Annotated in this window: 16 protein-coding genes; 12 read left to right on the forward strand and 4 right to left on the reverse strand. The window is 63.8% G+C overall.

Features of this window, described 5'->3' with window-relative positions:
• Positions 1–218: 218 nt before the first annotated feature.
• Positions 219–1,532 carry a pentapeptide repeat-containing protein gene (locus BXY39_RS05165; RefSeq protein WP_121937797.1) on the forward strand — a complete coding sequence of 438 codons (1,314 nt, stop codon included), beginning with the start codon at positions 219–221 and terminating at the stop codon, positions 1,530–1,532.
• Positions 1,533–1,750: 218 nt separating this feature from the next.
• Here the strand turns inward: BXY39_RS05165 and BXY39_RS05170 are convergent, their stop codons facing one another.
• Positions 1,751–2,203 (reverse strand): winged helix-turn-helix transcriptional regulator, encoded by a 453-nt coding sequence (locus tag BXY39_RS05170; protein WP_121938359.1) that lies wholly within the window; start codon positions 2,201–2,203, stop codon positions 1,751–1,753.
• 108 nt (positions 2,204–2,311) lie between these two features.
• On the opposite strand from BXY39_RS05170, the gene BXY39_RS05175 reads away from it, so the two are divergent.
• From BXY39_RS05175 to wrbA, 6 genes are all read left to right on the forward strand, one after another.
• Positions 2,312–3,205: an enoyl-CoA hydratase/isomerase family protein gene (locus BXY39_RS05175; protein WP_121937798.1), complete on the forward strand. Its 894-nt coding sequence runs from the start codon at positions 2,312–2,314 to the stop codon at positions 3,203–3,205.
• A 224-nt stretch (positions 3,206–3,429) separates the two neighbouring features.
• Entirely contained in the window at positions 3,430–3,957 is a 528-nt protein-coding gene (locus tag BXY39_RS05180; RefSeq protein WP_170163643.1) for a TetR/AcrR family transcriptional regulator, read from the forward strand.
• Positions 3,958–4,142: 185 nt separating this feature from the next.
• Positions 4,143–5,066: an AraC family transcriptional regulator gene (locus BXY39_RS05185; protein ID WP_170163644.1), complete on the forward strand. Its 924-nt coding sequence runs from the start codon at positions 4,143–4,145 to the stop codon at positions 5,064–5,066.
• Between the two features lie 211 nt (positions 5,067–5,277).
• The gene (locus BXY39_RS05190; RefSeq protein ID WP_170163645.1) at positions 5,278–7,383 is read left to right on the forward strand and encodes a TonB-dependent receptor; all 2,106 of its coding nucleotides are present in this window, start codon (positions 5,278–5,280) and stop codon (positions 7,381–7,383) included.
• A 2-nt stretch (positions 7,384–7,385) separates the two neighbouring features.
• Entirely contained in the window at positions 7,386–7,898 is a 513-nt protein-coding gene (locus BXY39_RS05195) for a hypothetical protein (RefSeq protein WP_147453481.1), read from the forward strand.
• A 123-nt stretch (positions 7,899–8,021) separates the two neighbouring features.
• On the forward strand, positions 8,022–8,717 hold the full coding sequence (wrbA, locus tag BXY39_RS05200) for an NAD(P)H:quinone oxidoreductase (protein WP_121937803.1): 696 nt from the start codon (positions 8,022–8,024) through the stop codon (positions 8,715–8,717).
• Positions 8,718–8,769: 52 nt separating this feature from the next.
• Here the strand turns inward: wrbA and BXY39_RS05205 are convergent, their stop codons facing one another.
• Complete coding sequence (locus BXY39_RS05205) at positions 8,770–9,168, reverse strand: hypothetical protein (protein WP_121937804.1); 399 nt, start codon at positions 9,166–9,168, stop codon at positions 8,770–8,772.
• A gap of 244 nt (positions 9,169–9,412) precedes the next feature.
• Positions 9,413–10,600, reverse strand: coding sequence for a serine hydrolase domain-containing protein (locus BXY39_RS05210; RefSeq protein WP_121937805.1), 1,188 nt, complete (start codon positions 10,598–10,600; stop codon positions 9,413–9,415).
• Positions 10,601–11,155: 555 nt separating this feature from the next.
• On the opposite strand from BXY39_RS05210, the gene BXY39_RS19985 reads away from it, so the two are divergent.
• The 5 genes from BXY39_RS19985 (at position 11,156) to BXY39_RS05235 (ending at position 13,181) form a co-directional block, all read left to right on the forward strand.
• The gene (locus tag BXY39_RS19985; protein ID WP_211332102.1) at positions 11,156–11,353 is read left to right on the forward strand and encodes a GNAT family N-acetyltransferase; all 198 of its coding nucleotides are present in this window, start codon (positions 11,156–11,158) and stop codon (positions 11,351–11,353) included.
• Positions 11,354–11,630: 277 nt separating this feature from the next.
• Positions 11,631–11,846, forward strand: coding sequence for a hypothetical protein (locus tag BXY39_RS05220; RefSeq protein ID WP_121937806.1), 216 nt, complete (start codon positions 11,631–11,633; stop codon positions 11,844–11,846).
• A complete protein-coding gene (locus BXY39_RS05225) occupies positions 11,843–12,379 on the forward strand; it encodes a hypothetical protein (protein WP_121937807.1) in 537 nt (178 codons plus the stop codon). The genes BXY39_RS05220 and BXY39_RS05225 overlap by 4 nt, the downstream gene beginning before the upstream one ends.
• Entirely contained in the window at positions 12,373–12,870 is a 498-nt protein-coding gene (sodN, locus tag BXY39_RS05230; protein ID WP_121937808.1) for a superoxide dismutase, Ni, read from the forward strand. Before BXY39_RS05225 ends, sodN begins: the two co-directional genes overlap by 7 nt.
• The gene (locus BXY39_RS05235) at positions 12,870–13,181 is read left to right on the forward strand and encodes a S24/S26 family peptidase (protein WP_281270005.1); all 312 of its coding nucleotides are present in this window, start codon (positions 12,870–12,872) and stop codon (positions 13,179–13,181) included. Before sodN ends, BXY39_RS05235 begins: the two co-directional genes overlap by 1 nt.
• A 71-nt stretch (positions 13,182–13,252) precedes the next feature.
• Here BXY39_RS05235 and BXY39_RS05240 read toward each other — a convergent pair whose 3' ends face one another.
• Positions 13,253–14,137 (reverse strand): acyl-CoA thioesterase, encoded by an 885-nt coding sequence (locus tag BXY39_RS05240; RefSeq protein ID WP_121937810.1) that lies wholly within the window; start codon positions 14,135–14,137, stop codon positions 13,253–13,255.
• Positions 14,138–14,218: the final 81 nt, after the last annotated feature.

Raw genomic sequence — 14,218 nt, forward strand, 5'->3', positions numbered from 1 at the left:
CCGGGCGGCGGGCGCCCGGCCAACGCGGACAGGCCGCCCAAAAGCTGGCGGACGGGCCGGATCTTCAGGGACAGGACAGGCGTGCGCGCCTGTCCGTACGCCTTTTCATAAAAAACGGCCTGTATTCATTTTCCTAAAAGTCGACGGAAATAAAAACCAATTCTTCAACCTATGTCTTTACCAAGACTGGGACTTTAAACCAGTGAAGGCGACATCCCATGAGCCCACGGGAACTGATTCTGCTGATCCATGAGCATGAAAAATGGCTGGCCGACACCTATGTCGGCAAGCGGGCCGATTTCGCCATGGGCGACCTGCGCGGCTTCGACTTCAGCGATACCAAACTGCGCGCGGCCAAATTCGTCGGTGCCGATCTGGAAGGGTGCGACCTGTCCAATGCCGACCTGCGCGGGGTTGACGGTTTCGCCGCCTCCTTCTGCCAGGCGGACCTAACCTATACCGACCTGACCCGCGCCGACCTGCGGGGTGCCCGGTTTCGCGGCGCCATTCTGCATGCCACGGTTCTGCGCAACGCCGACCTGCGCCGGGGCAAGCTGATCAATGGCGACGGCGACACCGTGCGCGTGGTCACATCCGATCTGTCCGGCGCCGATCTGGACGGGGCCGACATGCGCGACGCGGCGCTCACTGGCGCCAACCTGTCCGGCGCCATGCTGAAAAACGCCGACTGCGGCGGCGCCCTCCTGGATGGCTGCAATTTCAGCCGCGCCTGCCTGCAGGGCATCAGCCTCGGCCATGCCAGCATGGCCGGCGCCAACCTGGAAGAGGCCGACCTGTCCGGCGCCGATCTGCGCGACACCAATCTCGAAGGCGTCAATCTGAAAGGCGCCAACCTGTCCGGTGCCGATCTGACGGGCGCCCGCACCGACGGCGCCAATCTGGACGGCGCCAAATTGCGCGACGCCAAAATCCGGTTGGACGGCGGCGACGGCAAAACCGCGCTTCTCGACAGGCTCGGCTTTCTCATCGAGGCCCACGGCCTGTGGATCAAAAGCAACGGCGTCACCGGCCAGCGTCTGGAACTGCAAAATGCCGGCCTTGGCGGCATGGACCTCTCGGGCCGCATGCTGGACGGCGCCAATCTGCGCGGGGCGGATTTGACCGGCGCCGACCTGACCGGCGCCAGCCTGATCATGGCGGACCTGTCCAACACCACGCTCACCGGCGCCGCGCTGGCCGGCGCGCGCCTGGACGGGGCGACGCTGCGCGGGGCCATCCTTGCCGATGCCGGTTTGGACGGTGTCAGCCTGGCCGCGGTGCCGCTGATGGATGATGCGGGCACACCCTCGGGTCGGGTGTGGGCCGCCAACCTGTCCGGCGCGGTTCTGGTGCGCGCCCGCCTGACGGAGGCGGCGCTCACCGGCGCCAATCTGGTCGGCGCCGATCTGTCGCACGCCGATCTTGGCGGCGCCGATCTCAGCGGCACCCGCCTGACCGACTGCGACCTGGCCTATGCCAACATTGCCGGCGCCACCCTGCCGGAAGGGCACAGGACCCCCCAGGCAGCCTAAGAAGCAGGCTGCCTAAAAAGCAGGCCGCCTGAAAGGAGAGCGCCTGAAGCCGTCTGGTATCCGGAGCCATCTGATAGGCTCTGATATCCTGCGGCGGCATGGGGCAGGTGGCGGCCACCGGCAAAACCGGTGGCGCCGTCCCTTGCCCCTGCGTCCCTTGTCCCGTCCCTCTTCAGGGTCCCGCAGCCCTTAACATCCCGTCAGTCCTCAGGGGCCCCTCAATCCTCGCGGGCCTCCCATGTCATGTCCTGCGCCCGGATCGCCGCGCCGCAGCCGTCACAGCGCAGCACCGGGTCCAGCCTGTGTCCGCAGGGTGTGTGGATCAGGGTCAGCGGCGGCCCCTTGCCGTCATCCAGCCATGTGTCCCCCCAGCGCATCATCAGGACGATCATCGGATAGAGATCGCGCCCCTTTTCCGTCAGCCGGTATTCAAACCGGTTGGCGTGGGCGCTGTACTGCACCCGGTCGAAAATACCGTTACGCACCAGTTTTTTCAGCCGGTCGGTCAGGATGTTGGGCGCCGCGCCCGTGTGCTGTTTGAAGGCATCGAACCGGCGCGCGCCGAAAAAGGCCTCGCGCAAAATCCGGAAGGTCCAGGCGTCGCCGATGATATCCAGCGTGCGCTCCACGGAATCCGCCTCGGGGCGGTGTTGGGCTTTTGTAAGTTGCAAAATGATATTCACTATGTTAGTTGCATAACAATACCTACAACATGCACCACCGAAAGCCCACCCTGAAAAGCCCGGCTGGGGCCGGGCCGCGCCCTGGAGAACGCCGCCATGACCAACATTTTCCACACCCGCTCCGTTGAAGAAGCCCCCGTGCCGGACTTTACCGACCTTGTCTTTGAAGACCGCGGCACGGTGGCCAAAATCACCCTCAACCGGCCCGACGTCACCAATGCCCTGTCCATTCACCTGTCCGCCGAACTGACCCGCGCCTTCGAATATCTGCGCGACAGCGAGCGGTTTAAGATTGTCGTCATCACCGGGGCCGGCGGCAATTTCTGCGCCGGCGACGATCTGACGGAAATGGGCGCCGGTGCCTGGGGCAACGCCAATCAGGTCATGCGCCGGGTGCGGGCCTATCAGCATATGGCCAACACGCTGGAGGAACTGGACAAAATCACCATTGCCGCCGCCGACGGCTATTGTGTCGGCGGCGGCCTGGAAATCACCATGGCCTGCGATTTCGTCATCTGTAGCGAGCGGTGCCGCTGGGGCATGCCCGAAGTGGACTGGGGCATCACACCGGGGTGGGGCGGCACCACCCGCATGGCCCGTCTGATCGGCCGGCGCATGACCAAGGAAATCAACCTGCTCGGCGCGCTGCATCCCGCCCGGCGCGGGGTCGATCTCGGCCTGTTCAACCGCACGGTTCCGCACGACCGGCTGGCGGCGGAGACCGACGCCCTTGTCGACCTGTTGCGGACGAAAAACCAGCAGGGCCTGCGGCAGTTGAAATTCATGATCAACAAGAATGTCGAAGCCGACCTTTACACCGCCCAGGGCTTCGAGGCCCTCGGCGCCGCCCTGACCGGCGCCGCCCTCGGCGGCTGGGAGATTGACGATGCCGACGGCGCCCATGGCTGGCACGCCTACAAGTCCCGCGATCCGGAAAGCGCCATCCGCCGGCGCCGCCAGGCCGCGCTGGATTTCTGGGTCGACGCATAGGCCCGGCCGTCCGGCCGTCAACGGCCCCCGTCATGGCGCCGCCCGTGATCGGCGCCCATGGCTGGGGTCGTACGTATTTGGGCAATCCACCCGGTGTCCGGTCCGGCATAGGGCCCAGCCCTCTTTTCGGCACCGGGCTTTCATGCCAGAAAGGGGGCAGGGCCGGTGCCCGCATGCGGGCACCGCGCCACAGGATTTTCACGGACGCGAAAGAGACACCCGACGTGACCCTCCCGGATGACCGCCGTTCGGCCCTTTTGGACCGGCTTGCCGATTATGTGCTGGCCGAGGGGATTTCGGCGGCCAGCCTGCGCCGGCTGGCCCGTGCGGCCGACACCAGCGACCGCATGTTGCTCTATTATTTCACCGACAAGGCCGATGTCATCGCCGCGACGCTGGACCATGTGTCCGCGCGGCTTGTCACCCGGCTGGAGGAACGCACCGCCCGTGTGCCGCTGCCGCTTGACCGGCTGTGCCGCGATCTCGCGCGCATTCTGTTCACGGACGATATGTGGCCGTTCATGCGCCTGTGGCTGGAAATCGCCGCCCTTGCCGGGCGGGGCGATCCCGTCTACCGCGATCTGGGCGAACGTCTTGGCCGGGGCTTCCTTGACTGGGGCGCGGCGCAACTGGACAGCCCCGACCCGGAGGCCCGCGCCGCCGACGCCGCCCGCCTGTTCGTCATGATGGAAGGCACGCTGCTGCTGAAAAGCGTCGGCATGGACGACATCGCCGCCCGCGCCGTGGAGTAGGGGCCGGGTCAGGGCCCCATCCCTGTATGAACCTGCACCCCTTGGGGCCCCGCGCCAGCCTTTGCTTTGATCAGCCAATCATTGCTTTAATCCACCAGCCTTTGCTTTGGTCAGCCAGCCTTTGCTTTGATTGGACAGACTGTTATAACGTTGCGAATGATTCACAACAAGCTGGCGAAAGCAACGTGGCCGCCGACCCCTACGCCCTGATTGACCCCTATCAGCCGACTTTTCAGTCCGACCATACGGCCGGCCCGCAGCCGATCGCCAATGCCATTGCCTCAGCCGTCGGCGCACAGTTGGGCGAAGGGCTGTCCTTTTTCGGCCTGTCGGCGGATGTGCCCCCGGGGTTTCGCATGCACGGTCGCTCAATCCCGGGTCTGACCCTTGAAATCCACAGGAAAGGGCGGTCCCGCACGGCTGGCGCGAGCCATGATCGCGCGGCAACCCTGTCAACCGGTGTTGCCACCACAATCTTCACCGACCAGCCGGAGGACTGGGAGACCCGCGCAGGCGATCATGACAGCATTGAGCTTTTCTCCATCCTGACCGATATGGACTGGCTGGAACGTGCCGACCTCATACCGGCGGGCAAAGGGGCTTTGACGCATCTGGCCATCGGCTATGCGCCGGTCGACCCCGGTATTCTGAGGGCGCTGCCTGTCTCGGACGGCGACGACATCCACACGCCGGTGACCCGGCTTTTCCTGGAAGGGATCGCCCTGCAACTGCTCGGACAGTCCCTTGGGCGCCTGATATCAGGGGACAGCCGGATTATTGACGCCGCGACGAACCAGCGCGCGCGCCGGGCCCGCGACTATATCGTCAGCCTTCCCATCGACAAACTCGGCATCGTGTCCGCCGCCGCGGCCCTTGGCACCTCGCCGCGTCAATTGCAGCGCGACTTTCTCACCGTCTTCGGCGAGGGACCCGTCACCTATGCGCGGCGCTTCCATCTGATGGAAGCGGCGGCAAAAATCAGATCCGGTTCCCTGACGGTCGTCGAGGCCGCTTTCGATGCGGGATATTCAAGCACCGGAACTTTTTCGCGCGCGCTCTTCAACACCCTCGGGGTCCGCCCCCGCGATCTGAAGGCCAGATCGAAGTGACGAGGGTCAACACCTGCCCGAAGGGGCACGCTTCCCAACCCGCGACCATGACCTGACCTCTCGCAGTGCAAAATTGGCGCGCACGGCCATGATTTTGGCGCGCACGGCCCCGCAGAGCCTTCATCCATATGATAGTCACTATCAATGTCAATGAAAGTGATTGTCGGGGGTGTTCATGCGTCGCGTGTCAATATCAGCAGTGTCTGTCTTTATGTTTGCAGCGGTCGCCGTATCGCCCCGGTCCGCTGCCCAGGACGGCGCCGGGGCGGTGCCCGTCGTCGAGACGATTATCGTCACCGCACAAAAACGGGTGCAGCCGATCGATGAGGTTCCGGCCACACTGACGGTGATCGACGCCGACATGATCGAATTCGCCGCCGGCAATGATCTGCGCTCCGTGATCGAGCGCACACCGGGCGCCGCGTCCATCGGTTTGGGGTTTTCCGGCAACAATTCCGTCAGCCTGCGAGGGCTGGGCGGCCTTGCCACCTTTGGCCCTTATGACTCCGCCGTCAGCTTCACCCTTGATGAACAGGTCATCCCGCTTCGCAGTTTCGACGCCCTGCTTCTGGACGCCGAAACGGTCGAAATCCTCAAGGGTCCGCAAGGGACCCTCTACGGCCGCTCGACCATCGGCGGTGCCATCAACATCGTGACGCGGGAAATGACTAAGGACTGGCAGGCCGAAGCCACCGCCCAGGGCGGAGAACACGGCTTTCTTGCCCTTGGCGCCGCCGCCGGCGGTGCCCTCGGCGAACGCCTGCTGGTGCGGGGTGCCGTTCGCTATACCGAGTTCGACGGCGATGTTGAAAACACCCTGACCGACGCGGACACCAACGGGGCCGAGATTTTCGCCGGCCGTTTCAGCGCGAAGGCGCTTTTTTCGGACGACGCCTCTCTCAAAGTCACCTATCAGGCCGACCGCGAGGACCTGACCCCGACCGCCGACCTGCTGCTGTCGGAGCCCCGGTTTCCCATCTCGGGTCAAAGCGGTCTGTCCCTTGCCTCGCGCGATACCGACCGCATCACCGCCCGCTTTGAAAACGACTTTGGCGACATCCGCCTGATCGCCATGGCGGGCTTTGAAGATACGTCGGTCGGGAACGATTTTGACCTCACCGATTCCATTCTGGCCCCGGTCGCATTCGCCGTACCGGTCGCCTTCACCACGGATCCCGACAATGACCGCAGCGTAACAACAACCGACGAAGAGACCATATCGGCGGAAATTCGGGTACAGTCGGAAACCGAAGGTCCGTTTCACTGGCTCGTCGGGGCGAGTTATCTGGATCTCACCTTTGACCGCGAAGTCTCGCGGCGCAGCCTCATCCCCTCCTTCAACATTACCGAGGTCTCGACAAACGGAAACGTCACCTACGGTGTCTTCGCGGATATTTCCTATGACGTGTCGCAAAGGCTGACGATCGGCGGCGGTATCCGCATCGCCCGTGATGAAGTCGACTATGAAGGCGTGACGACCTTTTTCGGTCCCCTTGCCGGAACCCCGGATTTTTCCGAGGACAGCAATTTCGACGACGAGTATCTCGTCGGCAATGTGCGGGCCGTCTACGATTTCGGCGACCACAGCGTCTTTGCACGCTATGCCCGCGGCTTCGCATCCGGCGGCTATGGCGAGTTTGCCGCAAATGCCCTGGTACGGCAGCCCATCGACCCCTTCGAGGCCAGCACGTCCGACAGTTTTGAGCTCGGCATGCGCGGTCAAAAAGGCCGCTTCACCTACAGTATTGCCGCTTTCTACAACGATGTCGCCGACGGCCAGGTCTACCAGTTCGATGCAACCACATTCGTCAATATCGCCGAAAATCTCGACTTCGAGTCCTACGGTATCGACATCGAGGCCAGCGCCTTTCTGGCGCAGTGGGCTGTCCTGGATTTTGGCCTTGGCCTTCAGGAGGCCGAGTTTAAAAATGTGCCCGATACCAACCTGTCCGGCGCCCGCAGCGGCAACCGCGTTCCGCTTGCACCCGAGTTGACGGTATCGGCCGCCCTGTCCGGCGAACGGACCCTGTCAAATAGCGGCCCGTTGGAACGCGCTTTCTATACCCTGTCGGTCCAGCATGTCGGCGACCGTGCCAGCGATCCGGCAAACTCTTTTGAACTTGACGCATACACCATCCTTGATGCGCGGCTCGGCATCACCCTCGGACCGGCGGATATATATCTCTTCGGCTCAAACCTCGGGGACGAGCGCGCGCTTCTCTATGGGCAAAATTTCGGCACGCCGGCCAATCCCATTCCCACAGCCAACATAAACCGGGGGCGTGTCCTCGGCGCTGGCATCACGACGAGGTTTTGAAGATGTCGACGGTTTTCCTTTGGCGCATGGTCGCCCTCATCACAGCCATCCTGTCAGGCTATCTGACAGGGCATGTCATCGTTCTGGCGCGCTATTTCGATTGGCTCATCGCCAATGGGCACGCCGCCATGCTGAAGACGACATACAGCGTCTTCCGTGTCGAGGGGGATCCCGTCACCCCCTATCTGGGCAGCTTCATGGTTCAGTTTGCGGTCGCCGTCCTGCTCCTGGTCGTCGGTTTTCGTCAGCGCGCGCACTTTGGCAACAGCCGTCTTGCCGCCGCCGCGCTTGCGGCCCTTTGCCTGCCGCTGTCGGTGCTGGTGTTCACCCTCACGGGGTTTCACGACATCGAGCATGACGTCATGTCCGCAAGCGATTTATCGTCCGCCACGCTTGAGACCTGGCTCACCTTGAACGTTCCGCTGCATGTCATCAGCGCCGGGATTTATATCGCGGCCGCCATGGCCATGCTGCTGTCCGATCCGCCGCATCACCGCCGCATCACCGCCCCATGACCGTACAGGGACCACCCCATGATCGCCCCATGACCGCCCCGTGACTGCAACGCAAGGGGGCATAGACCCCATTCCGGCGCCGTCACATCCCCTGGCACCACCACATCGAACGAGCCTGACACAATGCCCAGATCCACCAATATTCTCATTCCTTTTTTCACCAGCTACGGCCACACCTTTGCACTGGCAGAGGCCGTCGCCGAAGGGGCAGGGGCGGTCGCCGGCACCGCGGTGAAGCTGGCGCTGTTTCCCGAAGTGCCCCTTGACCGGGACGACATTCCGGGCCGTGAGGCCCATGACGCCTTCTACAAGCGCGCACGCGAAAAGATGGCGACGATCCCGCAGGCTACGCTCGACGATCTCCGCTGGGCGGACGGTATCATCTGGGGAACGCCGACCCGATACGGCAACATGTGTGTCGAGATGAAAAATTTCATCGACAAGACTGGGACACTCTGGTTCGAAGGCGCGCTTGAGGGAAAAGTGACCGGCCTGTTCGTCTCCAGCGGTACATTGCACGGCGGCCAGGAAACGACATTTATCTCCGCGCTCATCCCCATGCTGCATTTGGGTATGATTTACGTCGGCACGCCCTACTCGGAAAACCCGCACATGCTTGACGCCACCCGGGCCCTGGGCGGTTCACCCTACGGCCCGTCGACCCTGGCGGTCCGCGATCTCTCCCGTGACGTCCAGCCGGAAGAACGCGCCCAGGCAAGGGGGCTTGGAAAACGGGTGGCGCAGGTGGCCGCGCGCCTCAAGGGCCTGAAAGACATTCCGGGTGACACTCCGAACAAAATTTTCGACGAGACAGGCTGAAACGGCACCGGACCGTGGGACCGGTGGCTGACGGTCCGCCGGCCCCGTGGTCTCAGGACGCCCGGTTCATCACGAAGCCCAGCACGATGGCCACACCCGCCCCCCACAAGATCGTGGCGCCGGCGCCGGCCACATAAGCCGTCTCCGTCCCGTACAGGCCGGGCGCCCACGCCAGCGCCAGCCCGTCCAGCAGGGCGGCCGCCGCCGTCGCCATCGCAATGCCCAGCGCCGTCTGATCATGCGCCAGCCCCGCCACTGTCCTGACCAGCGGAATGAACGGCACGGTCACCGGGATCACCAGCACATACAGGATGACCATATTGATACCCTCATAGGCCCCCATGGGGCCGATGACCTTCAGCAGAAGCGCGGCCAGAAACCACAGGACGGCACCGGCCATCACCGACAGCACCGTCTGGCGGGGGGTCAGGGCAGGGCGGGAAGAAATCATCTCTCACTCCTTGTAGCGGTTGCTACATATTCCAATACGCGATTGTAGCGACCGCTACAAGGCGGGAAATGCACGGCTGATCCACGTCGGTTTCTTATGGGCGGCGGGGCCATATGACACAGGCTGCCGCAAACATATGTATGCATCATGCATATGTTTGCCCCGCGCGTGGCGTCGCCCCAAAAACCGTTTTGCCAAAACCGCTTAACCGGAAAACCGCTTTTCAGGGCGACGACGCGGGGCGTCAGTTCAGCCAGGTCAGGACGGGCTGTATGGTGCCGACGGCCGGCGCGATCAGGGGTTCGGCCAGTTTCAGCCCGCCCTTGCCATTGGCGAAATACACCGCCCCCGTCCGCGCCACCGGGTCAAAGGCGGCAAAGGCCTTGAAAACCCCGTTGTCGCCCCAGTGAAAATAGACATCGCGGCCGTTCAGCCGTTGCAGGCCCCAGCCCGGCGTCCAGAAAATCTCGGCCGGCGCGATGGCCGCCGGGTCCGCGCCGAAAACATCGGCCCTGACCGGCCCCACCGGGCGCAGCATGTCGGCATGGGCCGCCGCGCTCAGGCCCGTACCGTCACACACCGTGGCGACGAACCGCGCATAGTCGGCCGCCACCGTCCGCAGGGTAAAGGCCGCATTGGCCGTGCGCGGCGACCGCATGGCCCGGCCCTGCGCCTTGCCGCCATTGGCGTCATGGCCGTAGGACCGGCGCACATCGCGGGCCAGCGGCACCACATATGTGGATCGCGGCATGATATCGCCCAGGCTTTGCCGGAACAGCGTCTCCAGCGGCTGGCCCGTCACCTGGGCCACCCGCGCCTGCAACAATTGATATCCTTCGCCCGAATAGCTGAACCCGGTACCGGGCTGGAACAAAAAGGGCAGCGGGTCGCGCCGCCCGGCATCGCTGCCCCGGCCGGCCCAGTTGGGCAGACCCGACCGGTGGCTCAGCACCATGCGCGCCGTCAGATGCGCATACCGCGCCGTATCGGTGATGCGGGGATAGTCGAGATGCCCGGCAATCGCCGCGTCCAGGTCCAGGGCGCCCCGGTCGGCCAGTTGCATGCTCAGATACGCGAACACCGGTTTCGACAGCGACGCGGCCTCGAACGCGGTCAGCGCCGTCACCGGCGCCCCGGTGCCGGTATCGGCCACGCCCGCCGTCTCCACACGGGTCGGCCGGCAGTCCTCCAGCCAGGCGGCGGCCACGCCCGGCACCGCCGCCTCTAACAGCAGCCGGCCCAGCCCGTCCGCGTCCGGTGCGCTCGGGTCCGCGGCCTTTACGCGCTCTGCGACCGGATTGGCGGCCATCAGGGTGGCGGCGACAATCAGCCCCGCCAGGCGTGGCAGGCCGCGCGTGGCAAGGCGGCCGCCGTCCCTTTTGTGGTTTGCTGTTTTGTCTCTGCCTGTATTTCCGGAATTGTGTGCCCCCACCTTTTGCCCCTCTTTTTATGCCCGTCATGGATCGTCGCGGCCCGCGCCGGGTGATTTTATCCCTGTCACGGGCTGTTGTGCCGTTCAACCGGTCTGTCCGCCCATTGCAAGGCACCGGGCTTGATAAAACCGTATCCTTGCTTCCCTGTCACATGGAAACCGTGTAGGACACGCAGGGCCCCCTGCGGGCACCCCGCTTTGCAACGGCCCTGATACCTTTATGGCCGCCTGTGTGGCTTCGCCTGTGCCCCCCTGTTTTGACGAAGGACGCATCATGACCGCCGCCCGTCCATGCGACACCGCCGTCACCTTCCGCCCCTCGGCGCCTGTGGACGCACCGGCCATTCACGCGGTGTGGGTGCGCGCGGTGCGGGCGACCCACCATTTTCTCAGCGACACGGATTTCGACGACATTTCGGCCATGGTGCGCGACGACTATGCCCCCCATGCCGATTTTCTGGTGGCCGAGCGGGCCGGGGTCATCGTCGGCTTCATGGGCATGACCGGCCGCACCATCGACTCCCTGTTTCTCGACCCCGATATGTTTGGCCCGATATGTTCGGTCAGGGGCTCGGCCGCGCCTTTGTCACCCGCGCGGCACAGGCCGGCACCCCGCTCGCCGTCGATGTCAACGAACGGAACACCGGCGCCCGCGCCTTTTACGAACGGCTCGGCTTTACCGTCGTCTCCCGCTCCGATACCGACGACCGGGGCCGGCCCTATCCGATCCTGCATCTCAGTCGGGACGCATAAGGCAAGCTCTTAAAATCTGGGATAAATCAGGGCTCTTTGACGCTCAGGCTTAGAGACCGCGACAAATTTAGGCCGCGTCGATGGTGGCGCGGGCGTCCTCCAGAAGGTCGCGTATGGATTGCCGCTCTTGCACGGTATTTTCGCGCGGGTAGGGCCGACAGTGTTCGGTTTCTCTTGATAACGCAAATGCGAGTCACTATTATATTTGGCGCATTGCGGGTCAGTTCGATCCCCCCCTCTTTCCGGATGTATCCCGGATATGACATGGAGCCATCACATGCGCGTTTTTCAGACAGTTCTGAGCTGCGGCCTTTTGGCGGCGTTCGCATCGCCGGTCTCGGCCCATATTGACGGAACGGCTCATTCCCATTCGTATGATTGGGTCACGGTCGTTGCACTGGCCGCATCGGCGGTCTGTCTCGTCATTCTGTTGCGCCGCCGGGTGAAACGGATCGTCGGGCCGTCCGATCATCGCAGGCACGACCGGCCATGAACAGCGCGCCCGGTTTTTTCAGCCAGGCCACCGGCGCCGCCCGCGCCGACACGGTGCTTCACCGGGACTGGCATCATCTGACCCGTTTTGCCAACCAGCTGTTCGACGTGGGACGCTTCCATGAAGCGGTCTCCTATTACGGCGAGGCATTCGAAGAGGCCCGAAAGCGTCACTGCGATGCCGCGCTGACAGGGGAACGGGCCACCGACGCGGCCCCCCGCATCATTGTTTCAGCCGCGAACATGGCGCGCAATTATGAGGAACTCGGCCAGCTGGACGTGGCGGCCCAGGTCCTGCAAGACGTTGCGCGGGACTTTCTGGCCGTTTTCAAATCCGGAACCTGCGCGGTCGAATACCGCGAAGCCTGCCTTGGACATTTGCCCAAACTGACGCTGGAACTGGTCGGGCGCCGCACCAGTTCCCAGGCCCTGATCGATATCAGCACCAGACTGGTCGCGGCGCTCAAGGAAAGCGCTGAAACTCTGCTGACTTCTGAAATGACACACACCTCAGGGAGACATTGGCAATGCTGACGACCTTATTGCGGGGACTTGACAGGATCGGATGGGTCGGCGAGGCCGGCGCTCACTGCGATGTTCCCTGCGGCATCTATGATACCGGTCCGGCCCTGGTCGCCTCGGTCTCCGTCGTTCGTCTGATGGACATCCTCAACGACAGCGCCAATGAGGACGAGATTGCGCTGACCAATCTGCGCAGCCGCGCCATCGCCGAAAAGGAAAAACAGGCCGAACTTGTCAAGCATGAGATCCGCATCATCTGGGGCGACTATTTCAAGCCGCCGCTCGTGGAAAAATACCCCCAGATCCATGGGCTTGTGCATTCCATCATGCTGAAGGGCAGTGCCTGCAAGCAGGACGTCCACCGCGAGGACGGTCTCGCCCTTGTCGATCTGGTCAATCAGTTCGCCGAGATATTCTGGGACAGCAAGGGGGTCAAACATGCCCGCGGCATCTGCCCCTATCCCCCGGCGATCGAGGTTGTGTATCCCGTCCTGTCCGCATGATGTTCGGCTGGACGCTCATCCGTATCCGGGGCCGGTCCATGGCCCCGGTGCTCCCGCATGGGAGTTATGCGCTTTTCCGTGCGAAGCGGACTGTCCGCACGGGTGACATCGTGCTCGCCGACCACCCCGTTCTGGGGCCGATTGTCAAATCGGTCCGCCGCCAAACCCCGGCGGGATATATCCTTGAGGGACGGTCCCCGGCGTCGATCGGGTCTGCGGCCCTCGGCGTGATCCCTCGTGACGGGATTATCGGGGTCCTGGTCATGGCCCACACCCCGCCGCGCCGCGCACCGGACAGGCGCACCGCATAAGGGTACTCATACCGGAACTTGGCCCATGCCCGGCCCATACCCCTTGTCTGACAGGCGGTACCGACCCGCGCTCAGTCCTTCAGCGCCGCCTTGGCCTCAGGTTGCAGGCGCAGCAGGCTTTCCTGCGCGGCGGAGGCGATCAGCAGTCCGTCGCGCCGGTACATGGCGCCGCGTGCCAGCCCCAGCGCCCCGCCGGACCAGTAGCCCTCGGTCTTGTAATAGGTCCAGTCGTCGACGCGGAAATCGCGGGCATGGAACCACAGGCTGTGGTCCAGGCTGGCCACCGTGCGCAGGCGCTTGTCGCGCGGGATCATCGCATGGGGGCGCAGGTTGGAGGACAGAAAGGCGAAATCGGACACATAGGCCAGCAGCCGGGCGTGCAGGTCCGGGTCGTCGCTGGTCACCTCCTCCTTGGCTTTCAGCCAATAGCCGGTGACCGGGTCTTTCGGCTGCATGTCCATCAGGTCCATCCGGTCGATCGACCGCATTTCGAACGGCATATAGGGCACCGTCTTCGGCTCCTTGCCGAACGCCCGCAGGGTCTTGGCGTAATAGGCCTCGTCATCGTCCAGGGCGTCCGGCGTCGCCACGTCCGGCATGTCGATCTGGTGCGACAGGCCGTCTTCGACCACATGATACGACAGGGCGATGGTGAAAATCGCCTCGCCGTCCTGTATGGCCACCACCCGGCGGGTGCAGAAACTGCGCCCGTCGCGGATCGGGTCCACGTCATAAAGGATCGGCCGGTCCGCCTTGCCCGGACGCAGGAAATAACTGTGCAGCGAGTGCAGGCGGTAGTCCGCCGCCACCGTGTGATGGGCGGCCTCCATCGCCTGGGCCACCACATGGCCGCCGAAAACATGGCCGTTGGGCCACTGGTTGGGGGTGCCGCGAAACAGCAAACGGTCCAGACGCTCGACGGTCAGCTCGTCGAGGAAATCGGAAAAACGGCTCATGGATACTCTTTTCTCTGTGTGTTGGCCCAAATCAAAACGCGGTATCGGCAGTGCGAAACGGTACGGAAAAACGCGGGTCGT

This window comes from Eilatimonas milleporae (assembly GCF_003688555.1).
In the GTDB taxonomy this organism is placed as follows: Bacteria; Pseudomonadota; Alphaproteobacteria; order Sphingomonadales; family Kordiimonadaceae; genus Eilatimonas; species Eilatimonas milleporae.